Source organism: Kitasatospora mediocidica KCTC 9733, assembly GCF_000744225.1.
Classification (GTDB): domain Bacteria; phylum Actinomycetota; class Actinomycetes; order Streptomycetales; family Streptomycetaceae; genus Kitasatospora; species Kitasatospora mediocidica.
This window is the reverse complement of record NZ_JQLN01000005.1, coordinates 2,301,461-2,327,131: the sequence shown is the minus strand read 5'-3', so window position 1 is coordinate 2,327,131 and position 25,671 is coordinate 2,301,461. Positions and strand designations below refer to the sequence as shown.

Sequence of the window (25,671 nt, the reverse complement as noted above, 5' to 3'; positions counted from 1 at the left end):
CCATGTCGCACACGCACGAGGAACTCCCGCTGGCCGAGCAGGACGGCTGCGGCGACGGCTGCGCCTGCGGCGACGGCGAGGGCTACGAGACCGGCCTGGACCCGGCGTTGGCCGAGCTGCTGGAGGCGGCCGGCCTGGACCCGGTCGAGGTCGAGGACATCGCCACGCTGGCGCTGGCCGAGGACCTGGCCGGCGGCGAGGACGTCACCTCGATCGCCACCGTGCCGGCCGACGCGGTCGCCACCGCCGACTTCACCGCCCGCGAGGCCGGCGTGGTGGCCGGCCTGCGGATCGCCGAGGCCGTCGTCTCGCTGATCTGCGAGGAGGAGTTCGAGGTCGAGCGGCACGTCGAGGACGGCGACGCGGTCGCGGCCGGCCAGGTGCTGCTGTCGGTGCGCAGCCGCACCCGCGACCTGCTGACCGCCGAGCGCAGCGCGCTCAACCTGCTCTGCCACCTGTCCGGGATCGCCACCGCCACCCGCGCCTGGGTGGACGCCCTGGAGGGCACCGGCGCCAAGGTCCGGGACACCCGCAAGACCCACCCGGGCCTGCGCTCGCTGCAGAAGTACGCGGTGCGGGCCGGCGGCGGCGTCAACCACCGGATGGCGCTCTCGGACGCGGCGCTGATCAAGGACAACCACGTGGTCGCCGCGGGCGGCGTGGCCGAGGCCTTCCAGGCCGTCCGGGCCGCCTACCCCGAGCTGCCGGTGCAGGTCGAGGTGGACACCCTGGAGCAGATCCCGCCGGTGCTGGAGGCCGGGGCCGAGCAGATCCTGCTCGACAACTTCACGGTCGATCAGCTCAAGGCGGCCGTCGAGCTGGTGGCCGGCCGGGCCACCCTGGAAGCTTCCGGCGGCCTGACCCTGGCCACCGCGCATGCGGTGGCCGAGACTGGTGTCGACTACCTGGCCGTCGGAGCGCTCACCCACTCCTCGCCGATCCTGGACATCGGCCTGGACCTCCGCCCGTAATCCACCCACCCACTCGGAAAGCGGCTCATGCTCCTCACCATCGACGTCGGCAACACCCAGACCACGCTCGGCCTGTTCGACGGCGAGGAGATCGTCGAGCACTGGCGGATCTCCACCGACCCGCGCCGCACCGCGGACGAGCTGGCGGTGCTGATGCAGGGGCTGATGGGCTCTCACCCGCTGGCCTCCGAGGGGCGGGTCGACGGTCTGGCGATCTGCTCCTCGGTGCCCGCGGTGCTCCACGAGCTGCGCGAGGTGACCCGCCGCTACTACGGCGACGTACCCGCGGTGATCGTGGAGCCCGGGGTGAAGACCGGGGTGCACGTCCTGATGGACAACCCCAAGGAGGTCGGCGCCGACCGGATCGTCAACGCACTGGCCGCCAACCACCTGTACGGGGGACCGTGCATCGTGGTCGACTTCGGCACCGCGACGACCTTCGACGCGATCAACGAGCGCGGCGACTACATCGGCGGCGCGATCGCGCCCGGGATCGAGATCTCGGTCGAGGCGCTCGGCGTGCGCGGCGCGCAGCTGCGCAAGATCGAGCTGACCCGGCCGCGCAACGTGATCGGCAAGAACACCGTCGAGGGCATGCAGTCCGGCATCCTGTACGGCTTCGCCGGCCAGGTGGACGGCCTGGTGGCCCGGATGTCCAAGGAGTTGGCGACCGACCCGGAGGACGTCCAAGTGATCGCCACCGGCGGGCTGGCCCCGCTGGTGCTCGGCGAGGCCGAGGCGATCGACGTCCACGAGCCGTGGCTCACCCTGATCGGCCTGCGGCTCGTGTACGAGCGCAACAAGCCCAGCTGAGGGATCGTCAGCTGACCCGATCGGGGCGGCCCTGCGCGAGGTTACCGACAAATCGGATATTCCTCACGTAGGGTCATTTTATGCCTACGCCACATGGGTCCCGCGGCGGCATGGCCTTCAGCGCCGACGAAGTGCGCGTGCTGCGCCGTGCCCTCGCCCAAGCCCTCCACCCCGCTGTCCCCGCCCAACTGACGCTCGGCCCGAACGGCGCTGATCTCTGGGCGGAGGACGTCCAGGAGGCCCTGCGGCTGGCCGAGGCGATCGACGAGGCCGCCCAGGAGGGCGGCCGGCTGCGGAGCTTCCTGCTGGACGAGCTGTCCCGCTACCGGTCCGCGCTGCCCGGCAGCGCCCGCGGGTACCTGGAACGGCTGGAGGAGGCCGTCACCGACGGCTACCTGCCCGGTCCCGACGACCTGTCGGCGCTGCGCTCGCTCTCCCGGCTGCCCTGCGGCCCGGGCGAGCGCTCGCGGCGCTCGCGCCTGGCGGGCCGCTGCCACGAGCTGGCCGAGGCCGCCGTCCGCGCGCGGCTGGCGCTCAGCACCGGCTTCCCGCACCCCGCGTCCGCCCCGGCCCTCACCGCGCGCCACCTCGCCGCCGTGCCCAGTCCGACGCCGGCACCGGCGTCCGGCCACCTGTCCGCTCTCGCCGCCGTCGCACCGAGCAGTCCCACCGACCGAGCTGGAGGACCGATTCCGATGAGCAGCCCCACCGAGCCGCGCAGCACCGACACCGCAGTGAGCGGCGTACCGGACGAGCCCGGCCACCACACCCCGCGGGTGCCCACCCCCTCCGAGCTCTTCGCCCGCCGCCCCCGGCCCTCCGCCGCGCACCCGCCGGTGCACGCCACCGCTCGTACGCCGGTCCGCACGCCGCTGCGCGAAGGCGGCGAACTCGCCACCGGCACCGGCTGACCGCCGCCCCTCGCACCCGTGGTCCGCGACCCGCGATATCCGGTGGCGGACCACGAGGTGCCGGTCGTTACCCTGGTGAGGTGAGCGACCAGAACAGCCTTCCCGCGACCGACGACCTCCCCGAGCAGATGCGCGTCCGGCGCGAGAAGCTCGACCGGCTCCGCGCCGCCGGGGTCGACCCTTACCCGGTGGGCTTCCCCCGCACCACCACCATCGCCGACCTGCGCGCCGAGCACCCCGACCTGGAGCCGGACACCGCGACCGGCCGGCGGGCCGGCGTCACCGGCCGGGTGATCCTCGCCCGCACCGGCGGCAAGCTCTGCTTCGCCACCCTGCGCGACGGCTCCGGCGACCTCCAGGTGATGTTCTCCCTGGACAAGCTCGGCCCGGAGCGGCTGGCCGACTGGAAGACCGACATCGACCTCGGCGACCAGGTCGGCGTCGAGGGCGAGGTGATCACCTCCAAGCGCGGCGAACTCAGCATCATGGTGGACAGCTGGGCGCTGACCGCCAAGTGCCTGCGCCCGCTGCCGGACAAGCACAAGGGCCTGACCGACCCGGAGGCCCGGGTCCGCCAGCGCTACGTGGACCTGATCGTCAACCCCGAGGCCCGCGAGATGCTGCGGCTGCGCAGCACGGTGGTCCGCTCGATCCGCAACACCTACGAGGAGCGCGGCTACCTCGAGGTCGAGACCCCGATGCTGCAGCCGATCCACGGCGGCGCCAACGCCCGCCCGTTCATCACGCACATCAACGCCTACGACATCGACCTCTACCTGCGGATCGCCACCGAGCTCTACCTCAAGCGGCTGGTGGTCGGTGGCGCCGAGAAGGTCTTCGAGATCAACCGGAACTTCCGCAACGAGGGCGCCGACGCGACCCACAACCCGGAGTTCACCGCGCTGGAGTCGTACGAGGCATACGGCGACTACGACACCCAGGCCGAGCTGATCCGCGCGATCATCATCAACGCGGCCAAGGACGCGCTGGGCACCACGGTGGTCCGCGGCACCGACCCGCACGGCGTCGAGCACGAGATCGACCTCGCCGAGCCGTGGGAGGAGATCAGCGTCTACCCCGGCATCTCCGAGCGGCTGGGCACCGAGGTCACCCCGCAGAGCACCGTCGAGGAGCTGCGCAAGCTCGCCGACGCGGCCGGCGTGCCCTACGAGAAGGAGTGGGGCCACGGGCAGATCATCCTGGAGATGATCGAGCGCCTGCTGGAGGAGAACGCGATCCGGCCGACCTTCCTCAAGGACTACCCGACCGAGGTCTCCCCGCTGACCCGTCAGCACCGCTCGATCCCGGGCGTGGCCGAGAAGTGGGACCTGGTGATCTTCGGCACCGAGATCGGCACCGCCTACTCGGAGCTGATCGACCCGGTCGAGCAGCGCGCCCGGCTCACCGCGCAGTCGCTGCTGGCGGCCGGCGGCGACGTCGAGGCCATGCAGATCGACGAGGACTTCCTGCGGGCGCTGGAGTACGCGATGCCGCCCACCGGTGGTCTCGGTCTCGGCGTGGACCGCCTGATCATGCTGCTCACCGGCAAGAACATCCGCGAGACGGTGCTCTTCCCGCTGGTCCGCCCGGACCACGCCCGGGCCGAGGCCAAGTCGGACGCGAAGTCCGCAACCCAGTCCGCCGAAAAGACCGAGGGAGAGTGACCTGATGCAGTACATCAGCGCGATTGTGCCGCCACTGGTGATGGCGATCGGTTTCGGATTCCTGGTGCGCGCCATCATCCGCACCCAGGGCGGCGACCAGAAGGGCAAGGAGGACGCCGCCGCCGATGCGCTGGCGGCCGCCGCCGCGCCCCGCGTCGCGGAATAACAGCACCTCGCAGCACTCTCATCGCAGGCCGTCGCCCATGCCCGGGCGGCGGCCTGCGGCGCGCCGCCGAAGTGGCGGTCATGCGTTTTGTCCGATTTTTCCCTAAGGTTGCCCCATGGTGCGGCAGCTCGGTGAACTGGAGAACGCCATCATGACCCGGGTGTGGCAGTGGAACCGCCCGGTGACCGTTCGCGAGGTGCTGCTCGATCTGCGCGAGGAACGCGATATCGCCTACACCACGGCGATGACGGTCCTCGACAAGCTCTACAGAAAGGGCTGGCTGCGCCGGGAACGCGACGGCCGCGCCTATCGATATGAGCCGGTCTCCTCACGCGAGGCCTACACCGCGGCGCTGATGAACGAGGCCTGGGCCACCAGTGACAATCCGGCGGCGGCCCTGGTGCACTTCTTCGGGCTGATGTCGGCCGAGCAGCGCGAGGCGCTGCGGGACGCACTGCGGGTCGCCGGGCCGGGCCGGACCGGGGAGACCGAGGACGGGCCGACGCGATAACGTCCGGCCCATGGAGGTCACCATCCGCCGGGCGCGGACCAACGATGTCAGGACCGTTCGACGGCTCATCGACGCTTACTCACAGGACGGCATTCTGCTCGACAAGCCGACCGTGACCCTGTTCGAATCCGTCCAGGAGTTCTGGGTCGCCGAGCGCGTGGACACCGGCGAGGTGGTCGCCTGCGGCGCGTTGCACGTGATGTGGCTGGACCTCGCGGAGGTGCGTACCCTCGCCGTCGATCCGATCTGCCGAGGTCACGGCGTCGGACACCGACTTCTGGAACAGTTGGTGGAGACTGCGCGGGGGCTGGGTGTACGTCGGATTTTCTGCTTGACGTTCGAGGTGGCGTTCTTCGCGAAACACGGCTTCGTCGAGATCGGTGAAACCGATGATGGTACGACAGATCCGGCGGTCATCGCTACGGAAGTGTATGAAGAACTCCTTCACTCCTACGACGAAGGAGTCGCCGAGTTCCTCGGCCTGGAGCGCGTGAAGCCCAACACCCTGGGCAACTCGCGCATGCTACTGCATCTCTGAACCGCCGTCCGGCGGACTTGCCAGAGCGGTAGCCGGTCACGGCCCGAACAGTCCGGGGTTTGTGTTTTTCGAGAAAAGGCGGTTTCCTTTCCCTAAGGCATTGGGTCGTTAAGCGGAAAGGGAAGCCCGTGGCACAGAGGGTGCAGGTCATTCTTGAAGACGATCTCGACGGCGGTTCGGCGGACGAGACGGTGACGTTCGCCCTCGACGGCGTTGCCTACGAGATCGACCTCACGTCCGCGAACGCGGACAAACTGCGCAGCCTGTTGGCTCCGTATGTCGACAAGGGCCGCAAGCAGAGCGGCCGGCTCACCAGCGTCCGCCGCTCCGGCGCCCGTGGCACCGCCCGGCCGGCCGCCGGTGGCGCGGACACCGCCAAGATCCGCACCTGGGCGAAGGACAACGGCTTCTCGGTCAACGACCGCGGCCGCGTCCCCAGCAACGTGCGCGAGGCGTACGAGGCGGCCAACGTCTCCTGAGGCGGCGCGGCTGCCGCCGTGCACTGGTGGTACTCGGCCGTCAACGGGCCGGCGGCAGGCCCATCCGGTCGCGGAGGCAGGCCTCGGCCAGCCCGTCCAGCAGCCGCAGCAGACCCGGCGAGGCCAGGTCGAGACCGAGCGGCGGCCCGGCAGCCGCCCGAGCGCGTACCCAACGGACACCGCACAGCGCGTGCCCGTCGGTCACGGGGCGTGGAGGATCATCCTCCACGCCCCGTGGCCGTGGCACCGTGGCGGGGCGCTGCGGGCGCCCGGGGCGGGCGCGGAGGTCCAGGCCGAGCTCCGGCCCCCAGCCGAGCCAGCACAGCAGTCCGGGCACCAGCTCGGCCGTCCCCGCCGCCAGCAGGTAGAGCGACCGCTCCCCGGCCTCGGCGGCCGTCGCCTGCAGCACCGGTCCGGTCGGCCGGCCCAGCCGCTCCGAGCGGGCCAGTACGGCCCGGCCGGCCCCTGCCGGGAGCTCCAGCCGGTCGCAGCGGAGCAGCATCGCGACCGGGTCTGCTCCCGACGACCTGGTCGGGGACTGCGGGGCACTCACGGACTGTGCAACGCTGGTAGGAGCGGCCCGGTCACGGCGTCCGCCCCGATTGGCCCTACCGGGCCGTCGCCACCACACTGAGGCCCCGTCACCTGGGGCCCGGATCGGCAGACTTCTCGCCGAGCGAACAACACCACCTGGGAAACTGCACGAGAACCGTCGCAATTTCCGGTATGAATGCAGGTGGGACGGGTTCAGGCCCGAACCGGTGGCAGGCCGCGAAGCCGGCGATCGAGGTGGATGCACACCGTTCCACGGATCGGAGCGGAGCGTGTTCGCCATTGGCGTAGCGGCAACACGTGCATCGGGCGGACTAGCGGGAACACCGTCTCCCAGCATCAGGTTGGGAAGGGTGTCGGCTGGTCGTGCAGCATGATTCCCCCACACACGTGGGGGGAGATCCACCCTCCTTTGCCCACCATCGGGCGGGAGGGGCCCCTGCCGCGCCGCTGAGCGGGACTAGCATGCGGAAGGACAGGGCGGGGACCGACCCCGAACTGACCGACCGCTCTGAGGAGCGATTAACGATGTTCGAGAGGTTCACCGACCGCGCGCGGCGGGTTGTCGTCCTGGCTCAGGAAGAAGCCCGGATGCTCAACCACAACTACATCGGCACCGAGCACATCCTCCTGGGCCTGATCCACGAGGGTGAGGGTGTCGCCGCTAAGGCCCTGGAGAGCCTCGGGATTTCTCTTGAGGCGGTCCGCCAGCAGGTCGAGGAGATCATCGGCCAGGGCCAGCAGGCCCCGTCCGGTCACATCCCCTTCACCCCCCGGGCGAAGAAGGTCCTGGAGCTGTCGCTCCGCGAGGCCCTTCAGCTGGGCCACAACTACATCGGCACCGAGCACATCCTGCTCGGCCTGATTCGCGAGGGCGAGGGCGTCGCCGCCCAGGTCCTGGTGAAGCTGGGTGCCGACCTGAACCGCGTCCGCCAGCAGGTGATCCAGCTGCTGTCCGGTTACCAGGGCGGCGGCAAGGAGTCGGCCACCGCAGGCGGCCCCGCCGAGGGCACCCCGTCGACCTCGCTGGTCCTGGACCAGTTCGGCCGCAACCTGACCCAGGCCGCCCGCGAGGCCAAGCTCGACCCGGTGATCGGGCGGGAGAAGGAGATCGAGCGGGTCATGCAGGTGCTGTCCCGCCGCACCAAGAACAACCCGGTGCTGATCGGCGAGCCCGGCGTCGGCAAGACCGCCGTCGTCGAGGGCCTGGCCCAGGCGATCGTCAAGGGCGAGGTCCCGGAGACGCTGAAGGACAAGCAGCTCTACACCCTCGACCTGGGCGCGCTGGTCGCCGGTTCGCGCTACCGCGGTGACTTCGAGGAGCGCCTGAAGAAGGTGCTCAAGGAGATCCGCACCCGCGGCGACATCATCCTGTTCATCGACGAGCTGCACACCCTGGTCGGCGCGGGCGCCGCCGAGGGTGCCATCGACGCCGCCAGCATCCTCAAGCCGATGCTGGCCCGCGGCGAGCTGCAGACCATCGGTGCGACGACGCTGGACGAGTACCGCAAGCACCTGGAGAAGGACGCCGCGCTGGAGCGCCGCTTCCAGCCGATCCAGGTCGCGGAGCCGTCGCTGCCGCACACCATCGAGATCCTCAAGGGCCTGCGGGACCGCTACGAGGCGCACCACCGGGTGTCCATCACGGACGCCGCCCTGGTCGCCGCGGCCACCCTGGCCGACCGGTACATCTCGGACCGCTTCCTGCCGGACAAGGCGATCGACCTGATCGACGAGGCCGGCTCCCGGATGCGCATCCGCCGGATGACCGCGCCGCCGGACCTGCGGGAGTTCGACGAGAAGATCGCCGACGTGCGCCGCGAGAAGGAGAGCGCGATCGACGCGCAGGACTTCGAGAAGGCCGCCTCGCTGCGTGACGACGAGAAGCAGCTCCTGAACGCGAAGGCCAAGCGCGAGAAGGAGTGGAAGGCCGGCGACATGGACGTCGTCGCCGAGGTGGACGAGGAGCTGATCGCCGAGGTCCTGGCCACGGCCACCGGCATCCCGGTCTTCAAGCTGACCGAGGAGGAGTCCTCCCGCCTGCTGCGCATGGAGGACGAGCTGCACAAGCGCGTCATCGGCCAGAAGGACGCCATCAAGGCGCTCTCGCAGGCCATCCGGCGCACCCGTGCGGGCCTCAAGGACCCGAAGCGTCCCGGCGGTTCGTTCATCTTCGCCGGCCCGTCCGGCGTCGGTAAGACCGAGCTGTCCAAGACCCTCGCCGAGTTCCTCTTCGGTGACGAGGACGCGCTGATCGCCCTCGACATGTCCGAGTTCAGCGAGAAGCACACCGTCTCGCGGCTCTTCGGCTCCCCGCCCGGCTACGTCGGGTACGAGGAGGGCGGCCAGCTCACCGAGAAGGTGCGCCGCAAGCCGTTCTCGGTCGTGCTGTTCGACGAGGTCGAGAAGGCCCACCCGGACATCTTCAACTCGCTGCTGCAGATCCTGGAGGACGGTCGCCTGACCGACTCCCAGGGCCGGGTGGTGGACTTCAAGAACACCGTCATCATCATGACCACCAACCTCGGCACCCGGGACATCTCCAAGGGCTTCAACCTGGGCTTCGCGGCCCAGGGCGACACCGCCTCGGGCTACGAGCGGATGAAGAACAAGGTCGGCGAGGAGCTCAAGCAGCACTTCCGCCCCGAGTTCCTCAACCGTGTCGACGACATCGTCGTCTTCCACCAGCTGACCGAGGACGACATCATCCAGATCGTCGACCTGATGGTCGACAAGGTGGACGGCCGGCTCAAGGACCGCGACATGGGTCTGGAGCTGAGCATCGAGGCGAAGCAGCTGCTGGCCAAGCGCGGCTACGACCCGGTGCTGGGTGCGCGTCCGCTGCGCCGCACCATCCAGCGCGAGATCGAGGACCACCTCTCGGAGAAGATTCTCTTCGGCGAGCTGCGGGCCGGTCAGATCGTGGTGGTCGGCGTCGAGGGTGAGGGCAAGGAAGCCAAGTTCACCTTCCGTGGCGAGGACAAGTCGGCCGTGGCCGACACCCCCGCCGCTGTGGCGGCCCCGGGTCCGGACCTGACGAAGTAACACCTCCCGCTCGAAGGGCCCCGGCCCCGGCTGATTTTCAGCCGGGGCCGGGGCTTTTTTCTGCCCAATCCGGCAATGTGATCCACCTCACATTCGACCGGTTCGCCATTCCGCTCTTCTCCGTCGCGGCAGGCCAACACCTCTCCGTGCGATCGGATATGACGCTACGTCATCCGGAAGGCCGACTCCCGTACCGCACTGTGCGCACGGCGGTCAAGGTCTTCCATTTTTACTATCCATTGGGTCAAATTTGTCCTCACCTTGGCTTCATCGGTTCACCGGACGGCCACGAGCCGGACCGGTTAGGGGAGGACGTCACCACGTTGAAGACACCCATGAAGGCTTCGGCCACGGTCGCGAGCGCGGCGCTCGTCGCCGTACTCGGCCTGGGAATGCTGCCCGGCAGCGCGAGCGCCGCGCCGGGCGCCCCGGCCGCCGCCGCGGTCACCGTCGACCCGGTGGACGCGACCCAGACCGCCCGGGTCGACCACGACCTGCCCGGTCCGCTCAGTGAGAAGACGGCCGCCGAGCAGAAGGCCGCCACCGAGCAGCTGGTCGCCGGCACCGCCACCATCGAGCAGCACGGCGGGAGCACCAGCATCAAGCTGGGCCGCGACAAGTACGTCGAACTGGCCCGCCAGCGCACCGACAAGATCTTCACCATCCTGGTGGACTTCGGCGACCGGGTCGACAGCACCACCAAGCTGCCGGACGGCACCCTGAAGTACGGCGGCGCCCCCGGCCCGGCCCACAACCAGATAGCCAAGCCGGACCCGGCGAACAACAACTCCACCGCCTGGCAGGCCGACTACAACCAGCAGCACTTCCAGCAGCTCTACTTCGGCACCACCGGCGACTCGCTGAAGACGTTCTACGAGAACCAGTCCTCGGGCCGCTACTCGGTCGACGGCCAGGTCACCGACTGGGTGCGGGTGCCGTGGAACGAGGCCCGGTACGGCTCCAACTACTGCGGCGGGCACATCTGCGACAACGCGCAGGACCTGATCCGCGACGGGATCGACGCCTGGGTGGCCGACCAGAAGGCCAAGGGCCGCACCGACGCCGACATCAAGGCCAACCTGGCCGAGTACGACCAGTGGGACCGGTACGACTACAACCACGACGGGAACTTCAACCAGCCCGACGGCTACATCGACCACTTCCAGATCGTGCACGCCGGCGAGGACGAGTCGGCCGGCGGCGGCGTCCAGGGCAGCAATGCCCTGTGGGCGCACCGCAGCTACGTCTACGGCACGCTGAACGGCACGGCCGGTCCGGCCGACAACAAGCTCGGCGGCACCCAGATCGGCAACACCGGCCTCTGGGTCGGCGACTACACCATGCAGCCGGAGAACGGCGGCCTCGGCGTCTTCGCCCACGAGTACGGCCACGACCTCGGCCTGCCCGACCTGTACGACACCGTGGGCCCGAACGACAACTCGGTCGGCTTCTGGTCGCTGATGTCCTCCGGCTCCTGGCTGGGCACCGGCAAGAACGCGATCGGCGACCGGCCCGGCAACCTGGACGCCTGGAGCAAGCTGCAACTCGGCTGGCTGAGCTACGACAAGGCCAAGGCCGGCACCGGCTCGACCCACCACCTCGGCCCGGCCGAGTTCAACACCAAGCTCCCGCAGGGCCTGGTCGTCGACCTGCCGAAGAAGACCGTCACCACCGAGATCAACACCCCGTACGCGGGCAAGGGCGAGTGGTGGAGCGGCGCGGCCGACAACCTCGACGTCGCGCTGACCCGTGACCTCGACCTGACCGGGAAGACCTCCGCGACCCTGTCCGCCAAGGCCTGGTACGCGCTGGAGAGCGGCTACGACTTCGGCTACGCCGAGGTTTCCAGCGACGGCGGCGCCCACTGGACCGCGCTGGACGGCACCTTCAACGGCACCGCGATCCCGCGCAACGCAGGCGACAAGGCGGCGCTGACCGGCGACTCCGGCGGCAAGTGGGGCGATCTGGCCTACCCCCTGACGGCCTATCTGGGCAAGACCGTGAAGATCCGCTTCCACAACACCACCGACGGCGGGCTGCACTTCAACGGCCTGGCGCTGGACGACATCACGGCCACCGCCGACGGTGCCACGCTCTTCAGCGACGACGCCGAGAACGGCGACAACGGCTGGCAGGCCACCGGGTTCTCACGGATCAGCGGCTCGTTCTCCAAGGACTACGCCCAGTACTACATCGCCGAGAACCGCCAGCCGATCAGCTTCGACGACACCTTGAAGACCGGCCCGTACAACTTCGGTTCGGCCGCCCGGCCCGGCTGGGTCGAGCACTACTCCTACCAGCCCGGCCTGCTGATCTGGCTCTGGGACACCTCGCAGAGCGACAACAACGTCAGCGCGCACCCGGGCCACGGCCTGATCCTGCCGGTCGACTCGCACCCGGCACCGCTCACGTGGGCCGACGGCACGCTGATGAAGTCCCGTCTGCAGGGCTACGACTCCACCTTCGGCTCGCGGCGCACCTCCGGCCTCAGCCTGCACAAGGCCGACGCGCTCACCACGATCCCGCGCTCGCGCGGGGTGGACGAGTTCAACGACGGACGCTCGTACTGGGACGCCACCGACCCGTACGCCGGCGTGATCGTGCCGAACACCGGCACCAGCATCGAGATCGAGAACGAGAGCTCGAACTACCTGGAGAGCTGGATCCGGGTCCGCCCGGTCGGCTGACCGGCGGGTCCGTGCACGCCGTCGCCCCTGCTCCTCCCCGGGCAGGGGCGGTGGCAGGGGCGGTGGCGTGGCCGGGGCCGGTCCCTGGTAGTCATAGGGCGTGCGCTTTGACACCGTTCCGATGCCGCAGACCGTCCAGACCAGGCCCCGCGACGCCCGCGGCTACCCGGTGCCGGCCATCACCCCGTGGGAGGGCGACGAGCCGCAGTTCGCGCTGACCGACTACGGCCGCAGCGCCGACTGCGCGCGCGAGCGGCTCTGCTCGGTCTGCAACACCCTGATGCCGCGCGGCAGCGTGTGGCGGGTGGTGGGCGCCGCCGAGGCCACCGCGATCGGCGAGGCGCTGGCCGCCGGGCGGCCCTACCGCAACCTCTCGCCGACCCTGGAGGCACCGGGGCACCGCGCGTGCATGCTGTACGCCTCCATGGTCTGCCCCTACCTGGCCCGGCCCAACGCCCGGCGCGGCCTGACCGCCGACCAGCCGGACGAGTTGACCGCCCACGTGGTCCGCGGCGCCGTGCGCGGCACGCTCGGCGCCGTGGTGGGCTTCGCCGACTACGAGTTCGCGATCACCGGGACCCAGGTGCTGTTCCGCTTCCTCGACGTGGTCGAGTTCCTGCCGCACGACACCGCCGACGCCCACCTCGCCGAGCTGGAGGCCGAACTCGCGCGGCGGGCCGCGCAGTAGAGCTGGGGTCAGCCCCGGTAGGCGGGCAGGCCCGCGACCGTGGAGATCAGCTTCGGGACCGCCGAACCGTTGACCGGCAGGGTCGCGACGCCCTGCGGGGTGCGGACCGCGATGGTCTTGCCGTCGGGCGAGAAGGCGGGCTCGGAGTAGTCCGTGGTGGCGGCCGGGGTGAGGTCCTTGGCGGGCTGGCCGGGGACGCCGTTGCCGGCGAAGAGGTGGTCGTGGCCGTCGACCGAGCGGACGAAGGCGATGGTCAGCTGGTCGGGCGAGAGCGCGGGCTCGGAGCCCTGCTGGTACACACCGCCCTGCTGGCGCAGGTAGTCGTCCCGGATGTAGACGTCGCCGTTGGCGGAGTTGGCGTAGACGGCGGAGCCGACCTTGCCCCCGACGTTGGGCCAGGCGTTCCCGGTCGTCGGGTTGGCCGGCAGGTCCTCGCCGCCCTCGATGTTCAGGCTGAGCTCCGCGGGGGTGCCGTGGACGGCGGTGGCCAGGACGCCTTCGAGCCGCGAGACGCCACCCTTGGAGGCGGCGAACAGGATGTTGTTCTTCGGCGGGACGCCGTTCGCGTCCCCGGAGGCCGTCACCTGCCAGGTGGGGTGCGACCAGCTCTCACCGCTGGGGGCGACGGCGACGGTGACCCGGCCGGTGCCGTCGGGCTTGCTGGTGTCGAGGTTGCCCGAGCCGTCGATGAAGGCGGCCCGGCTGCCGTCGGGGGACCACGCGAGGTCCCGCACGACCGTGCCGAAGTCGACCGAAGTCCCGTTCATCACCACGAAGTTCGTACCGTTGCTGATGGTCAGTCCGGTGTGCGCGGTGCCGTTCAGGCTCGGCGCGGCGACGGTGCCGGAGGGGCCGGCCGGGGACGTCGGGGACGTCGGGCGGGCGCTGCCGGTCGGCTTGGCGGAGGCGCCGGGACGGGCGCCGCCGGTCGGCGCGGCCGAGGAGCCGCCCGCGCTGATCGGCGCGGCGGAGGCGACGTTCCCCGGGCCGGAGGACTGGCCCGGGGAGCCGGCGCCGGGCGCGGCCACCGCGGTCCCGGGGGTGTCGGGCCCGCAGCCGGTCAGCAGCGCCGAGCCGGTGACGGCGGCGATCAGGGCGACGGCGACGAGGGTGCTACGGCTGCGGGTACGAGCGGACATGAGCGGTTCCCCCTGGGACGTGAAAAGCGGCTTGGGAGAAGCCTGTCAGCCGATCGTCCAGGATCCGTGTGCCGTCCGTCACGGGCCTGCAACAGCAACCTTGTTCGGGAAGCCGGCACTTCTGTCAGTGCCATTCCTCGGTGTCCGGGGCCAGCGAGAGGGTATGGACGGCGGCGACGGCGCCGGTGGCCACGGCGCTGACGGCGGCCTGCCGGTCGGGGGCGGAGAGGGCATCCAGAGCGGCGGTGACGCCGAGGGCCGCGGTGAGGACGGCGGCCACGGCGAGGACGGTCTGCCGCTTGACGGTGCTGCCGAGCGCGGTCATCTCAACTCCAGGGTCCCGGGCGGTTGTTGCTGACGCCATGACAGTAGGTGACCGCCGCTTCGATCGCTTATCGTTTTCCTTTCGGCCCTGACCTGCGGCGATATCTCCGGCCGTCAGACCGCGAGTTCGGCCAGCGCGGCCTCCGCACGGCGGCGCGAGGGGGGCGAGTCGATCTGGGTGAAGAGCAGTTGGGCGCGCTCGAAGTGCCGGCGGGCCTCCGCGGTGCGGGCCTGGTCGCGGTGGAGCTGGCCGATCGCCAGCTGGACCCGGCCCTCCGCGAGTGGACTGTCGATCCGGCGGGCGATCCGCAGCGCGGCCATCAGGTCGCGCTCGGCGTCGCCCGGCAGGCCGAGCCCTACCCGGGCCTCGCCGAGGCCCAGCAGGACGTACGCGGTGCCCAGCAGGTCGCCCTTGGCCCGGACGATCCGCTCGACCTCCAGGAAGGCCTGCTCGGCCGAGCGCAACTCCCCCTGGACCACGTAGCCGCGGGCCAGCCGGTAGAGCGACTGGGCCGCGCAGCGGGTCTCCCCCGTGCCACGGGAGACCCGGACCGACTCGCGGCCGAGCCGGACCGCCTCGTCGGCGTCGCCCTGGTCGAGCGCGTTCTGCGCCAGATACCCGAGGGCGTGCGCCTGCGAGGAGGCGTCCCCGACCCGCTCGAAGATCACGGCCGCCTCGCGCAGCCGCTCCCCCGCGCCGTCCAGATCGCCCTGGAGGCGCTGCATCACCGCGAGATGGCGCAGGGCCAGCGCCCGGCCGTGCTCCTCGCCGAGCTCCTCGAACAGCTCCAGGGCCGAGCGCAGGCACCCGGCGGCCTCCTCGAGCCGGACGGCGCGGATCCTGCTCGCGCCCAGCTCGGTGAGCATGAACGCGCTGCCGCGCGGGTTGCCCGCCGCCCGGGTCGCCGCCAGCGCCCGCTCGCAGCAGAGCTGCCAGTCCTCCAGGTAGCCCCGGATGTCGAAGAGCACCAGCACCGATCCGGTGAGGTCCCAGGCCAGTTCGTCCCGGCCGAGCCGGGCGGCCTGCTCGATCACCGCGATCAGCGAGAGCCGTTCGGCCTCGTACCAGTCCAGCGGTGTGGCGATCAGCTCGTCCAGCAGGACGGGGTCCACCGGCCGGCGCGGGGAACTGCCGTGGATCACCGCGTAGTCGCCGCCGTACTCGCGCCGGTGCGCCTGCTCGGCGATCGCCAGCCAGCTCCGGAAGGCCCGGTCGCCGGCCTGCGCCGCCTCCTCGGCGCTCTCCTCCTGCTGGGCCCGCTCCTGGGCGAAGAGCCGCAGCAGGCTCTGGAAGCGATAGCGCAACTGGCCGGTCGCATCCACGCCCACGCCCTCCAGGAGTTGGACGTCGACCAGGTGCTCCATCAGCCGTTCGGCTTCGAAGAGGTCGTCGTCCAGCAGCGCCGCGCCCACCCAGCTGGTGAAGTCGGGTACCGGCAGCAGCGCGAGGCGGCGGAACAGCCGGGCGGCGTCCGGCGCGAGGTAGCGGTAGCTGAGTGCCAGGCAGGCCCGGACCTGCGACTCGCCCTGGCTCAACTCGTCCAGCCGGCGCCGCTCGTTCTCCAGCCGGGTGACCAGGTGGCGGACCGTCCAGTGCGGCTTGGAGGCCAGCCGGGCTGCGGCGATCCGCAGGGCCAGCGGCAGGCGGTCGCACAACTCGCTGAGCCGGGCCGACTGTTCGGGATCGGCCACGATCCGTTCGGCCGGCACGATCCGGGCCAGCAGCTCGATCGCGGCGGTCGGCGAGAGCACCCCCAGCTGCACCCGGACCGCGCCGTAGCGCAGCATCAGCTGCTCCAGCGGGTCGCGGCTGGTGACCAGGACGCAGCACTGGCCGTTGCTCGGCAGCAGCGGGGTGATCTGGGCGATCGAGCGGGCGTTGTCGAGCACCACCAGGATCCGGCGGTCGGCCAGCATGCTGCGGTAGAGCGAGACCCGGTCGGCGAGTTCGGCCGGGATCTGCTCGCTCGCCACGCCGAGCGAGCGCAGGAACCGGCTGAGCACGTCGGCGGGCGCGGCGGGCTCGTTCACCGCGTCGTGGCCGGACAGGTCGACGAAGAGCCGGCCGTCCGGGAACTGGCCGGCCACCCGGTGCGCCCAGTGCACGGCCAGGCCGGTCTTGCCGACCCCGGCGACGCCGGTGATGAAGCCGATCGCGGGCGGCTGGGCGTCGCTGCGCTCGCCCAGCAGGTCGTTGAGCAGCCGGGTCTCGGCGGAACGCCCGGTGAAGGAGGGGATGTTGGGCGGCAGGTCGGACGGCGCGACGCGGGGCTGCGCGGCCTCCGCGACACCCGCACCACCCGGCGGCTCGGCCGCGACGGCGCCGGCGGCGGGCTCGGCAGGGGTCAGCGCCGGGTCGTCCCGCAGGATCGCATCGTGCAACTCCTGGAGCGCGGGCCCGGGTTCGATGCCCAGCTCGCCGATCAGCAGCCGACGCCCCTCCCGGAAGGTCTCCAGCGCCTCGGCCCGCCGGCCGGCCCGGTACTGGGCCAGCATCAGCGAGTGGCGGGTCCGCTCGCGCAGCGGATGTTCGCGGACCAGCGGGACGAGCTGGCCGATCAGCTCCTGGTGGTTGCCGAGCGCCAGTTGCAGCGCGATCGCCTCGTCGTGGGTGACCAGGCGCAGCTCCTCCAGCCGCTCGGCCTCCTCCTCCACCAGCCGTCCGGTGACGCCGGACAGGACCGGACCGCGCCAGAGCCGCAGCGCGCGCTCGAAGTCCTCGGCGGCCTCGGCGGTACGGCCGGCGGCCGCCAGCCGTTCGGCGCCCTCCACCAGGCCGGTGAACTCCAGCAGGTCGACCCGGTGGCCGGCCGGATTGAGCTGGTAGCCGGGGTGGTCGGTGCTGATCAGCTCCTCGCCGAAGCCCTCGGCCTTGAAGATCTTGCGCAGCGCGGCGATGCAGATCGCGACCTGGGTCCTGGCGGTGGCCGGCGGGTCGCCCTGCCAGACCGCCTCGACCATCGCGTCCACCGAGACGACCCGGCCCGGGGATATCAACAGGAGGGCGAGAATGGTCCGTTGACGTGCCCCGCCGACCGTGATACGTCGTGCACCGACGGAGACCGCCAGCGGACCGAGCACGCCGAAGTCGAGCTGCCCGTTCACGAGACCCCCCGGATTGCGTCCCTTCGGCCCATTCAGAAGGGAGGCTACCCGGATCCCGGGCAATTGCGCCGGTGCTCGGAAAGGCCTCCGGAACAAATCTTGGCGACGTCCGGATGCCGGGCACCGGCGCCGGATTCGCACCGGGCACAGGATCCGCGATCCGAGGACCGATATCGAGTCAATATCCGGCCGATGCTCCGGTTCTCTACGCTTCGGGCCGCGGGGCCCAGACCCACCCCCGTTCAGGCCATGACCCGACGCGTCCGGGCGGCGCCCGCGGCGACGACACGAGAGAAGGTGCCCCATGGAGTTCCGCATCCTCGGGCCGGTCCACATCTGGACCGCCGGTCGACAGGACTCTCTCAGCGGAACCAAGCAGCGCACCACCTTCGCCGCGCTGGTGCTGGCCGGCGGCCGCGCCCTGACCGACGAGCAGTTGAGCCGGATGCTCTGGGACGGCAACCCGCCGAACACCGCCGCAGCGCAGCTGCACACCTACGCCTCGCGGATCCGCCGGCGGCTGGGGGACGCGGTGCCGCTGGTCAGAATCCGCTCCGGGTACCGGCTGCTGGCCGAGGGCATCCCGTGCGACTACACCGAGTTCGGCCGCCGCTCGCGGGCCGGCCTGCAGTCGTTGCGGGAGCAGGACTTCGAGCGGGCCAGCGAGCAGCTCGGCTCGGCGCTGGCGCTCTGGCAGGGCGAGGCGCTGGCCGAGGTCACCGACCAGCTGATCGACGCCGAGCGGCCGCAGCTGGAGGAGGAGCGGTTGGAGACCCTGGAGGCCTGGATCGAGGCCGAGTTGATCCTCGGGCGACACCGGCAGCTGGTCCCCGAGTTGACCCGACTGGTGGCCCGGCACCCGATGCGCGAGCGCTTCCGGGCGCTGCTGATGACCGCGCTCTACCGCTCCGAGCGGCAGGCCGACGCGATGTCCACCTACCTGGCCGGCCGGCGCCTGCTGGCCGAGGAACTCGGCGTGGAGCCGGGGCGGTTGCTCACCCGGACGTATCAGGCGGTGCTCAGCGGCGAGGTGCGCTCCCTGATGCCGCACCAACTCGCCTGACGAACGCGGACGACCGGCCCGGGGAGCACGGCTCCGCGGGCCTCGGCGTGTCCGGCCGCCGTGTTCAGCCTCCGTGCCCGGCCGCAGTGTTCAGCCTCCGTGCCCGGCCGCCGTGTTCAGCCGAACGGGGTCAGCGGGCCGCCGGTCAGCGCGGCGGCGGCCAGCGACGCGCCGTAGGCCACCGACCGCTCCGGGTCGCCCGGGCACCCGGCTGGGCCCGACTCGCCCAGCAGCGCGTGCAGTCGGTCCGCCAGCTCGCCCAGCGCCGCGCGCAGCCAGCCGGCCCCGGTCCAGAGCGGGCGCCCCGCCGCGGCGGCCGCGTGGGCGACCCACAGGTGCAGGCAGGCCGCGGCGGCGTAGAGCAGCCCGTAGGCCTCGGCGAGGACGCGGGCCACCGGCTCGCCGATGGTGCGCACGTCGGCCATCCGCCGGTGCAGCTCGTCGCCGGCCGCCAGCACCGCGCCCGCCCGCTCCCGGACGGCCGCGGGCGCGCCCAGGAGGGCCAGTTGACGGACGGCGGCCGGCAGCGCCTGCACCACGCTGCACCCGGCCCGGGTGGGCCGCCCCAGCAGCGCCCTGCCCTCCCCGACGGGCAGCGAACGGCCGGGGCGGGCGGCTTCGGCCACCGCGTCGAGATCCGCCGTCTCCGCCGCGAACGCGTGCACCAGCACCGGGAACTGGTCGATCAGTAGGTCCGCGTCCCCGAGTTCGGCCGCCTGCTCCCCCGCCGCCGCCCCGAGCAGCCGGGGCAGCACGGTGTCCACCACCACCGCCGTCACGGCCGCCTCACCGGGCAGCAGGCGGGCCGAGCGGCTGCCGAGCAGCGCGGCCGCCTCCGCCGCCGCCAGCAGGCCGCCGGCCCGGCCCGCCCGCCGTGCGCCGCAGGTCAGCGCGGCCAGCACGGTGCCTTCGGCGGCGTCCGACACCCGGGCCGGCCAGGCGTCCAGCTCGTCTGTTGAGGTGTCCATGTCCCCGCCTTCGGTCGTAGCTGTTCGCACAGCGTGCAACGCAGTCCTATGCGGACCCTGTAATCGGCCCATGCAGCCCCCTGGAACCGACCGCCGAACCCGCCCCACACCAGCTCTGAGCAGGACTTATATGCCACGCATGGGGGGCTGATAGAGGTCGCCCGAACACTTCACCTCACGGCGAATCGCTCACCAGTGCAGCCGAGTCCACAGGAAGGTGCGGGTTCATGGCACGAAGAGCCTTGGAAGGCCTCCCGAGAATCATCGGCGGCACACCCCTGATCGACCTGAAACGCCTCGCCCCCGACCTCCGCTCGCGCGTCCTGGTGAAGGCGGAGCGGTCCAACCCCGGCGGCAGCGTCAAGGACCGTACCGCGCTGGCGATGCTGCTGGACGCGATCGACAGCGGTGAGGTCGACCCCGAGCACTCGGTGGTCGTGGAGTCCAGCTCCGGCAACCTCGGCGTCGGACTCGCCCAGGTCTGCCGCTACTTCGGACTGCGCTTCGTCTGCGTGGTCGACGCCAAGACCACCACCCGCAACCTCCAACTGCTGCGCGCCTACCGGGCCGAGGTGGAGGTGGTCGAGCAACCCGACGCGGAGAGCGGCGAGTTCCTGCCCGCCCGGCTGCGCCGGGTCAGCGAGCTGGTGGCGGCCACCCCTGCGGCGTACTGGCCCAACCAGTACGCCAACCCCAACAACCCGCGCGCCCACCGGCGGACCATGCGGGAGATCGACCGGGCACTGGACGGCCGGGTCGACTTCCTGTTCGTCTCGGTCGGCACCTTCGGCACGCTGCGCGGCTGCGCCGAGTACATCCGTGAGCACGCCCTGAACACCCGGGTGATCGGCGTGGACGCGGTCGGCAGCGTCATCTTCGACCAGCCGCGGGCACCCCGGCTGCTGCCCGGCCACGGCGCGAGCATCCGCCCGCCGCTGACCGACCACGCGCTCGTCGACGAGGTGGTCCACGTCTCGGACCTGGACGCCGTGGTCGGCTGCCGCACGCTCCTGCAGCGTGAGGCGATCCTGGCCGGCGGCTCGTCCGGCGCCGTCACGGCGGCCCTGCTCGGCCACCGCGACCGGATCCCCGAGGGCTCCACCTGCGTCCTGATCCACCCCGACGGCGGCGACCGCTACCTGGACACCGTCTACGACGACGACTGGGTCTTCGACACCTTCGGCGAGGTCTCCCACCTGTGGAAGGAGGCGGCGACCGGATCCGCCGCGCCGACCGGCTGACCCGCTCCCACCCTGCCAATCCCCCGAGGGAGGTATCCCGTGAACACCAGAAGGATCCGCGCCCTGTTCCCCGGCCAAGGCAGCCAGGAGCCCGGCATGGGCAGGGCGCTGGCCGCCGCGTACCCGGCGGCGGCGGCCTGCTTCGACGAGGCGTCCGACGTGCTCGGCCTGGACCTGCGCGCACTGTGCTGGGACGCCCCGGCGGCCCGGCTGGCCGAGACCCAGAACGCCCAACCAGCCCTGCTCACCGCCGCGGTGGCGACCTGGCGGGTGCTGGAGGAGCACGGCGTCACGCTCGCCGCGACGGCCGGCCACAGCGTCGGCGCGTTCGCCTCGCTGGTCGCCGCCGGCAGCCTGCCGTTCCCGCAGGCCGTCGAACTCATCCGACTGCGAGGCGAGTTGATGGCGAGTGCGCCCGGCGAGGGCGGCATGTGCGCGGTCATCGCGGTCGGCCCGGACCGCGCCGAGGCCCTGGCGGCCGTCGAGCGGCACGGCCTGGACCTGGCCGCCGACAACAGCCCGCGCCAGTTCGTGGCGGCCGGCGCACTGGCCGACGTCCGCGCCTTGGCCACCGAACTCGGCGCACGCGCCAAGCTGTTGGAGGTCTCACATGCCTTCCACAGTCGCCTGATGGCGCCGGTCGCCGAGCGCTGGGCGCAGGCCGTCCAGCGGACCGAGATCGCCGACGCCGCCGTACCGGTCGGCCTGGTGGCCATCGGCTCGTTCGGCACCGACGCCGCCGACCTGGCCAAGGATCTCGCCGCGGCACTCTGCGCGCCGGTCCACTGGCAGCAACTGATGACCGAACTGGGCGCCGAAGGGCCCCCGTTGGCGGCGATCGGACCGGCCAAGGCACTGGTCGGCCTCGCCAAGCACTTCCCCGACCGCCCCAGACCCACGCTCGTGAACACGCCGGTATCGCTGGAGGCCTTCGTGCGCCGGCTGGAGACAGAGGACAGATGACGACACCCGAATTCGCCCCGGGCACGGTGGCCCTGGTCACCGGCGCCTCGCGGGGCATCGGCCGGGGCTGCGCCCTCGCCCTGGCCCGGGCCGGCTGCGACGTGGTGGTGCACTACGCCACCCAGGAGGAGGCGGCCAAGGAGACCGCCGAGGAGATCCGCGCGCTGGGCCGCGAGGCGATCACCGTGCGGGCCGACGTGGGCGTCGAGGCCGACGTCAAGGAGCTGTTCCGGACCGTCCGGACGACCTGGAAGCGGCTCGACGTGGTGGTGGTGAACAGCGGCATCACCGCGGACGGCTTCCTCGCCACGATGAGCCTGGACAAGTGGCAGCGGGTCATCACCACCAACCTCACCGGCGCCTTCCTGACCTGCCGCGAGTCGGTCAAGCAGATGCACCGCACCGGCGGCTCGATCGTCGTGATCGGCTCGACCAGCGGCATCGTCGGACAGCCGGGTCAGCTCAACTACACCGCCAGCAAGGGCGGCGTGATCGCGCTGGCCAAGGGCCTGGCCCGGGAGGTGGCCGACCGCTCGATCCGGGTCAACGTGGTCGCCCCCGGCTTCACCGAGACCGACATGCTGCGCGGCATGGAACCCCGGGCCCGCGACCAGCTGGTCGGCCTGGTGCCGATGAAGCGCACCGGAACCGTCGAGGAGGTGGCCGCCGCGGTGGCCTTCCTCGCCTCGCCGGCCGCGAGCTACATCACCGGCAAGGTGCTCACCGTCGACGGCGGCCTGACCTCCTGACCGCCGGCCCCCCATACCCGTCCCTGTCCCCCAAGGAGAACGAAATGTCGCAGTCCCACGACGCGTTGCTGTCCACGGCCCAGGCCCGCGCGGCCCTGAACCAGCGGGTGAAGGTCCTGCTGGTGGAGAGCCTGGGCCTGGAGATCCAGCCCGCGCTGATCGGCGACGACCAGCCGCTCTTCGGCCGCGGCCTGGAGCTGGACTCGCTGGACACCCTGGAGATCGTGGTGATGTTCGAGGAGCACCTCGGCGTCACCATCTCCGACGACGACCGCGCCGCGTTCGGCTCGGTGAACAAGCTGGTCGACTTCGTGGTCGAGGCCCTCGGCGAGATCCCGCGCATGGAGGCCCTGGCATGAGCGCGGCCGCACCGGTCGTCCCGGACGGGCGCAAGCTGAGCTTCGACGCCAACCAGATCCGCCAACTCCTGCCGCACCGCTGGCCGATGCTCTTCGTCGACCGCGCCTACGACGTCATCCCCGGCAAGTCCGGCTACGGCATCAAGAACGTGACCGTCTCGGAGCCGTTCTTCGCCGGGCACTACCCCGACCAGTCGATCATGCCGGGCGTGCTGATCGTCGAGGCGATGGCCCAACTCACCGCCGTGGTCTACGCCTCCGCCTGGAAGGAGGAGACCGCGCCGGACGACGAGGCGGGGGTCGACACGGCCGGCCGGGTGGGCTACCTGGGCGCGATCCGGCAGATGAAGTTCAGCCGGCTCGTGGTCCCCGGCGACCAGTTGGTGCTGCGCGCCGAACTGGGCAACGCCTTCGGCACGCTCACCCCCGTCACCGTGCAGGCCAGCGTCGGCAACGAGCTGGTCGCCAAGGGATCGCTGACCGTCACCGAGCGAGGGAGCGGAGGCGGGAATGGCCTCCAGTGACCTCGTGATCCGACCCTTCGCCGACGGTGACGCGGCTGCGGTCGCCGAGCTCTACAACCGGCACGCCGACGCCCCCAACCGGGTCGAGCGGACGCTGGACGCGGCGATGGTACGGGCCGAACTCGCCGAGCGGGGAACGGTTCTGTTCCTCGTCGCGGAGGAGGACGGCGAGGTCCTGGGCACCATCGGGATGTTCCGCAGCACCGGGCGGCGCGCCGTTCCCGAGGGCGAGGTGGTCGGGGACATGTTCTTCCTCAGCCCCCGGGTCCGCGGCGGCGCGCCGGCCGGGCGGCTCTTCTCGCAGGCCTTCCGCACCCTGCGCGAGCAGGGCGTCGAGGCCATCCGGCTGACCGTGAACCCCGGCAACCAGCTGGCCCTGCCGCTCTACCGGCAGCTCGGCTGCGTGGTGAGCGGACCGGCCGAGGCCGGCGAGGACGGCAACATCGAGATGGTCAGCTACATGCCGAAGATCGTCACCCGGCTGCGGCGCGACCACGCGGAGCTGATCCCGGCCTCCCTGCGGATGACGGCCGCCTGGCGCTACCAGGTGGACGGCATCGCCGGGCAGCAGCTGGGCCGCGAGACCGAGCAGCTCGGCGGCCGGACCGTGCTGCGCACCGCGCTCGCCGTCGGCGACCTGGTGTTCCGGGCGATCCTGGACCCGGAGACCGGCGAGATCCTGCACACCGCCGTCGGCGCGGACGCCGGGCCCGACCCCGACCTGCCGGCGAAGCCGGACCGGCCCGCGCCGACCGTCTCCAGCCACCGGGTGGGACCGCTCACCCTGACCGTCCGGCACAGCGACGGCGCCGTCCGGGTGTTCCACGACGACCACATCGGTCCGGTGCTCCAGGAGACCTGGCCGGTGGCCGGCCCCGGCTATCTGACCGGCTGGCGCCAGGCCCTGCGCCGCGAGCTGACGGTCCGCCCGCTGCCGGACGGCTGGCTGGTCAGCGAGCAGCACCCGGACGGCGTGCTGCACCGTGAGAGCCGACTGGTCGGCGCGACCCTTAACCAGCGGATCCGCTGGACGGGCGGCCCGGCCCCGGCGGGCCGGCTGCGCACCGTCCTGCACAACGGGCTGCGCACGGCCCTGTTGCTGGACGGCACGGGCTACCTGCCGGCCGGCCGCGGGCTCGCGCCGATCGACGCGACGGAGTTCGGCGCGGCCCGCACCCGCCTGGCCCCGGAGCACCCGGTCGGCTGGTGGGACGCCCGGACCGGCCTGGCCGTCCGGGTGCACTGGGCCCAGCCCGCCGAGGCGGGCCTGCTGACCGACTCGCTGCTGACCCTGGACCACCCGGCCTCCTACACCTACCGGGTCTGCCTCGACCCGGCGACCGAACCCGAGCAGGTCGTCCCCGACAGCCGCCCGGCCGCCGCCACCGGCCTGGCACCGCGACCCGGCGAGCCGGCGACCCCGACAGCCGTTCCCCGGCCCGCCGGACCGGCCACGGGTGTCCTGGACGAGCGGGTGGTGGCCCGCCGCCCGGTGCACCGGCTGACCTGTGCGGAGCACACCGTGCTGGTCGACCCGGCGGCCGGCGGGGTGGTCTCCTGGCAGTCGGCGGGCCGGCCCGTGCTGGCCACGCCGTTCCCCAAGTCCCGTGCCTTCGCCCGTAATCCGTCCTGGCGGTGCGGGCTCTGGGTGACCTCGCACGGTGTCCGCGAGGACGAGAACCGGGGCCTGGGCTGGGGCGGCACGAGCACCGACACCCGCTGGCTGGTCGAGCGGCACGACAGCGCCGCCGTCCTCGGATCACCGGGCCTGCGCTGGTCGTTGGAGCCCGCCGAGGGCGGCTTCACGCTGGCCGTCCGGGCTCCGGGCGGGGCGGCGGACGGCGAACTCGTCGGCTGGCTGACCCCGGCGGGCCGCAAGGCGCCCGAGTTCCTGCTGCCCGGCCGGCCCGGCGAGCTGTGGTCGCTGACCAAGCCGGGCGCCTGGCAGCGCTGGACGGACCGGGTGGCGGTCCGGCTGGCCGACGGCCGCTGGCTGGCCACCGCCGCCGAACGTCCCTCGCAGGCCGAGATCCTGGTCCGTTCCACGCCGTCCGGCCCGCTGCTCGCGCTGGTCGCCCGGCACCCGCGCGGCGAGGCGGTCACCGCCCACTGGCCGCTCACCGTCCTGGCCGACACCGCGGCCGCCGAGCAGTACCTGCGCGCGGGCACCGACCCGTTTACTCACTGAACTTCCCTTCCCCGCAAGGAGAT

At 71.9% G+C, this 25,671-nt stretch carries 23 protein-coding genes; 18 read left to right on the top strand and 5 right to left on the bottom strand.

Annotation, left to right across the window (positions count from 1 at the left end):
• Positions 1-2: 2 nt before the first annotated feature.
• The 8 genes from nadC to BS80_RS24350 all read left to right on the top strand — a co-directional run bounded on the left by nadC (position 3) and on the right by BS80_RS24350 (position 6,053).
• Positions 3-971: a carboxylating nicotinate-nucleotide diphosphorylase gene (gene nadC / locus BS80_RS24385; protein ID WP_035800652.1), complete on the top strand. Its 969-nt coding sequence runs from the start codon at positions 3-5 to the stop codon at positions 969-971.
• Between the two features lie 27 nt (positions 972-998).
• Complete coding sequence (locus tag BS80_RS24380) at positions 999-1,784, top strand: type III pantothenate kinase (protein ID WP_035800650.1); 786 nt, start codon at positions 999-1,001, stop codon at positions 1,782-1,784.
• Positions 1,785-1,864: 80 nt separating this feature from the next.
• Entirely contained in the window at positions 1,865-2,695 is an 831-nt protein-coding gene (locus BS80_RS24375) for a hypothetical protein (protein WP_063772043.1), read from the top strand.
• An 80-nt stretch (positions 2,696-2,775) separates the two neighbouring features.
• Positions 2,776-4,359: a bifunctional lysylphosphatidylglycerol synthetase/lysine--tRNA ligase LysX gene (gene lysX, locus BS80_RS24370; protein ID WP_083975154.1), complete on the top strand. Its 1,584-nt coding sequence runs from the start codon at positions 2,776-2,778 to the stop codon at positions 4,357-4,359.
• Between the two features lie 4 nt (positions 4,360-4,363).
• Positions 4,364-4,525: a hypothetical protein gene (locus BS80_RS42010; protein ID WP_035800647.1), complete on the top strand. Its 162-nt coding sequence runs from the start codon at positions 4,364-4,366 to the stop codon at positions 4,523-4,525.
• Positions 4,526-4,640: 115 nt separating this feature from the next.
• The gene (locus BS80_RS24360; protein ID WP_035800645.1) at positions 4,641-5,036 is read left to right on the top strand and encodes a BlaI/MecI/CopY family transcriptional regulator; all 396 of its coding nucleotides are present in this window, start codon (positions 4,641-4,643) and stop codon (positions 5,034-5,036) included.
• Positions 5,037-5,046: 10 nt separating this feature from the next.
• Positions 5,047-5,574 (top strand): amino-acid N-acetyltransferase, encoded by a 528-nt coding sequence (locus tag BS80_RS24355; RefSeq protein WP_035800643.1) that lies wholly within the window; start codon positions 5,047-5,049, stop codon positions 5,572-5,574.
• A 128-nt stretch (positions 5,575-5,702) separates the two neighbouring features.
• Positions 5,703-6,053 (top strand): histone-like nucleoid-structuring protein Lsr2, encoded by a 351-nt coding sequence (locus tag BS80_RS24350; RefSeq protein ID WP_035800641.1) that lies wholly within the window; start codon positions 5,703-5,705, stop codon positions 6,051-6,053.
• Between the two features lie 40 nt (positions 6,054-6,093).
• On the opposite strand, the gene BS80_RS24345 is transcribed toward BS80_RS24350, so the two are convergent.
• Entirely contained in the window at positions 6,094-6,606 is a 513-nt protein-coding gene (locus BS80_RS24345) for a hypothetical protein (protein ID WP_157536550.1), read from the bottom strand.
• Between the two features lie 527 nt (positions 6,607-7,133).
• Here BS80_RS24345 and BS80_RS24340 point away from each other — a divergent pair.
• The 3 genes from BS80_RS24340 (at position 7,134) to BS80_RS24330 (ending at position 13,025) form a co-directional block, all read left to right on the top strand.
• Positions 7,134-9,650, top strand: coding sequence for an ATP-dependent Clp protease ATP-binding subunit (locus BS80_RS24340; RefSeq protein WP_035800630.1), 2,517 nt, complete (start codon positions 7,134-7,136; stop codon positions 9,648-9,650).
• A gap of 335 nt (positions 9,651-9,985) precedes the next feature.
• The gene (locus tag BS80_RS24335) at positions 9,986-12,337 is read left to right on the top strand and encodes an immune inhibitor A domain-containing protein (RefSeq protein WP_035800628.1); all 2,352 of its coding nucleotides are present in this window, start codon (positions 9,986-9,988) and stop codon (positions 12,335-12,337) included.
• A 121-nt stretch (positions 12,338-12,458) separates the two neighbouring features.
• Positions 12,459-13,025, top strand: a complete 567-nt coding sequence (locus BS80_RS24330) for a hypothetical protein (protein WP_035800626.1) — start codon at positions 12,459-12,461, stop codon at positions 13,023-13,025.
• Positions 13,026-13,033: 8 nt separating this feature from the next.
• Here the strand turns inward: BS80_RS24330 and BS80_RS24325 are convergent, their stop codons facing one another.
• The 3 genes from BS80_RS24325 to BS80_RS24315 form a co-directional block, all read right to left on the bottom strand.
• Positions 13,034-14,164, bottom strand: a complete 1,131-nt coding sequence (locus BS80_RS24325; protein WP_035800623.1) for a TolB family protein — start codon at positions 14,162-14,164, stop codon at positions 13,034-13,036.
• 124 nt (positions 14,165-14,288) lie between these two features.
• A complete protein-coding gene (locus BS80_RS24320; protein WP_198045603.1) occupies positions 14,289-14,528 on the bottom strand; it encodes a hypothetical protein in 240 nt (79 codons plus the stop codon).
• Positions 14,529-14,602: 74 nt separating this feature from the next.
• Positions 14,603-17,593 carry an AfsR/SARP family transcriptional regulator gene (locus BS80_RS24315; RefSeq protein ID WP_232246589.1) on the bottom strand — a complete coding sequence of 997 codons (2,991 nt, stop codon included), beginning with the start codon at positions 17,591-17,593 and terminating at the stop codon, positions 14,603-14,605.
• 304 nt (positions 17,594-17,897) lie between these two features.
• On the opposite strand from BS80_RS24315, the gene BS80_RS24310 reads away from it, so the two are divergent.
• Positions 17,898-18,656, top strand: a complete 759-nt coding sequence (locus tag BS80_RS24310) for an AfsR/SARP family transcriptional regulator (RefSeq protein ID WP_035800616.1) — start codon at positions 17,898-17,900, stop codon at positions 18,654-18,656.
• A gap of 116 nt (positions 18,657-18,772) precedes the next feature.
• Here BS80_RS24310 and BS80_RS24305 read toward each other — a convergent pair whose 3' ends face one another.
• Positions 18,773-19,624 (bottom strand): hypothetical protein, encoded by an 852-nt coding sequence (locus tag BS80_RS24305; RefSeq protein WP_035800614.1) that lies wholly within the window; start codon positions 19,622-19,624, stop codon positions 18,773-18,775.
• Between the two features lie 227 nt (positions 19,625-19,851).
• Between BS80_RS24305 and sbnA the strand changes: the two genes are divergently transcribed.
• Genes sbnA through BS80_RS24275 form a run of 6 tightly spaced genes read left to right on the top strand, consistent with a single transcriptional unit; the run spans position 19,852 to position 25,648 of the window.
• Positions 19,852-20,865, top strand: a complete 1,014-nt coding sequence (sbnA, locus tag BS80_RS24300) for a 2,3-diaminopropionate biosynthesis protein SbnA (protein ID WP_035800611.1) — start codon at positions 19,852-19,854, stop codon at positions 20,863-20,865.
• A 39-nt stretch (positions 20,866-20,904) separates the two neighbouring features.
• Complete coding sequence (locus BS80_RS24295; protein WP_035800606.1) at positions 20,905-21,828, top strand: ACP S-malonyltransferase; 924 nt, start codon at positions 20,905-20,907, stop codon at positions 21,826-21,828.
• Positions 21,825-22,577: a 3-oxoacyl-ACP reductase family protein gene (locus BS80_RS24290; RefSeq protein WP_035800605.1), complete on the top strand. Its 753-nt coding sequence runs from the start codon at positions 21,825-21,827 to the stop codon at positions 22,575-22,577. The genes BS80_RS24295 and BS80_RS24290 overlap by 4 nt, the downstream gene beginning before the upstream one ends.
• Before the next feature lie 44 nt (positions 22,578-22,621).
• The gene (locus BS80_RS24285) at positions 22,622-22,936 is read left to right on the top strand and encodes an acyl carrier protein (protein ID WP_035800603.1); all 315 of its coding nucleotides are present in this window, start codon (positions 22,622-22,624) and stop codon (positions 22,934-22,936) included.
• The gene (gene fabZ / locus BS80_RS24280; RefSeq protein WP_035800600.1) at positions 22,933-23,460 is read left to right on the top strand and encodes a 3-hydroxyacyl-ACP dehydratase FabZ; all 528 of its coding nucleotides are present in this window, start codon (positions 22,933-22,935) and stop codon (positions 23,458-23,460) included. Before BS80_RS24285 ends, fabZ begins: the two co-directional genes overlap by 4 nt.
• Positions 23,461-23,464: 4 nt before the next feature.
• Positions 23,465-25,648 carry a GNAT family N-acetyltransferase gene (locus BS80_RS24275; RefSeq protein WP_198045602.1) on the top strand — a complete coding sequence of 728 codons (2,184 nt, stop codon included), beginning with the start codon at positions 23,465-23,467 and terminating at the stop codon, positions 25,646-25,648.
• Positions 25,649-25,671: the final 23 nt, after the last annotated feature.

Bases quoted from the DNA above. Each gene is read 5' to 3' on its own strand.
- nadC (WP_035800652.1), top strand. From the start codon at position 3: ATGTCGCACACGCACGAGGAACTCCCGCTGGCCGAGCAGGACGGCTGC.
- BS80_RS24380 (WP_035800650.1), top strand. From the start codon at position 999: ATGCTCCTCACCATCGACGTCGGCAACACCCAGACCACGCTCGGCCTG.
- BS80_RS24375 (WP_063772043.1), top strand. From the start codon at position 1,865: ATGCCTACGCCACATGGGTCCCGCGGCGGCATGGCCTTCAGCGCCGAC.
- BS80_RS42010 (WP_035800647.1), top strand. From the start codon at position 4,364: ATGCAGTACATCAGCGCGATTGTGCCGCCACTGGTGATGGCGATCGGT.
- BS80_RS24360 (WP_035800645.1), top strand. From the start codon at position 4,641: ATGGTGCGGCAGCTCGGTGAACTGGAGAACGCCATCATGACCCGGGTG.
- BS80_RS24355 (WP_035800643.1), top strand. From the start codon at position 5,047: ATGGAGGTCACCATCCGCCGGGCGCGGACCAACGATGTCAGGACCGTT.
- BS80_RS24340 (WP_035800630.1), top strand. From the start codon at position 7,134: ATGTTCGAGAGGTTCACCGACCGCGCGCGGCGGGTTGTCGTCCTGGCT.
- BS80_RS24335 (WP_035800628.1), top strand. From the start codon at position 9,986: ATGAAGGCTTCGGCCACGGTCGCGAGCGCGGCGCTCGTCGCCGTACTC.
- BS80_RS24330 (WP_035800626.1), top strand. From the start codon at position 12,459: ATGCCGCAGACCGTCCAGACCAGGCCCCGCGACGCCCGCGGCTACCCG.
- BS80_RS24325 (WP_035800623.1), bottom strand. From the start codon at position 14,164: ATGTCCGCTCGTACCCGCAGCCGTAGCACCCTCGTCGCCGTCGCCCTG.
- BS80_RS24320 (WP_198045603.1), bottom strand. From the start codon at position 14,528: ATGGCGTCAGCAACAACCGCCCGGGACCCTGGAGTTGAGATGACCGCG.
- BS80_RS24310 (WP_035800616.1), top strand. From the start codon at position 17,898: ATGGAGTTCCGCATCCTCGGGCCGGTCCACATCTGGACCGCCGGTCGA.
- BS80_RS24305 (WP_035800614.1), bottom strand. From the start codon at position 19,624: ATGGACACCTCAACAGACGAGCTGGACGCCTGGCCGGCCCGGGTGTCG.
- sbnA (WP_035800611.1), top strand. From the start codon at position 19,852: ATGGCACGAAGAGCCTTGGAAGGCCTCCCGAGAATCATCGGCGGCACA.
- BS80_RS24290 (WP_035800605.1), top strand. From the start codon at position 21,825: ATGACGACACCCGAATTCGCCCCGGGCACGGTGGCCCTGGTCACCGGC.
- BS80_RS24285 (WP_035800603.1), top strand. From the start codon at position 22,622: ATGTCGCAGTCCCACGACGCGTTGCTGTCCACGGCCCAGGCCCGCGCG.
- fabZ (WP_035800600.1), top strand. From the start codon at position 22,933: ATGAGCGCGGCCGCACCGGTCGTCCCGGACGGGCGCAAGCTGAGCTTC.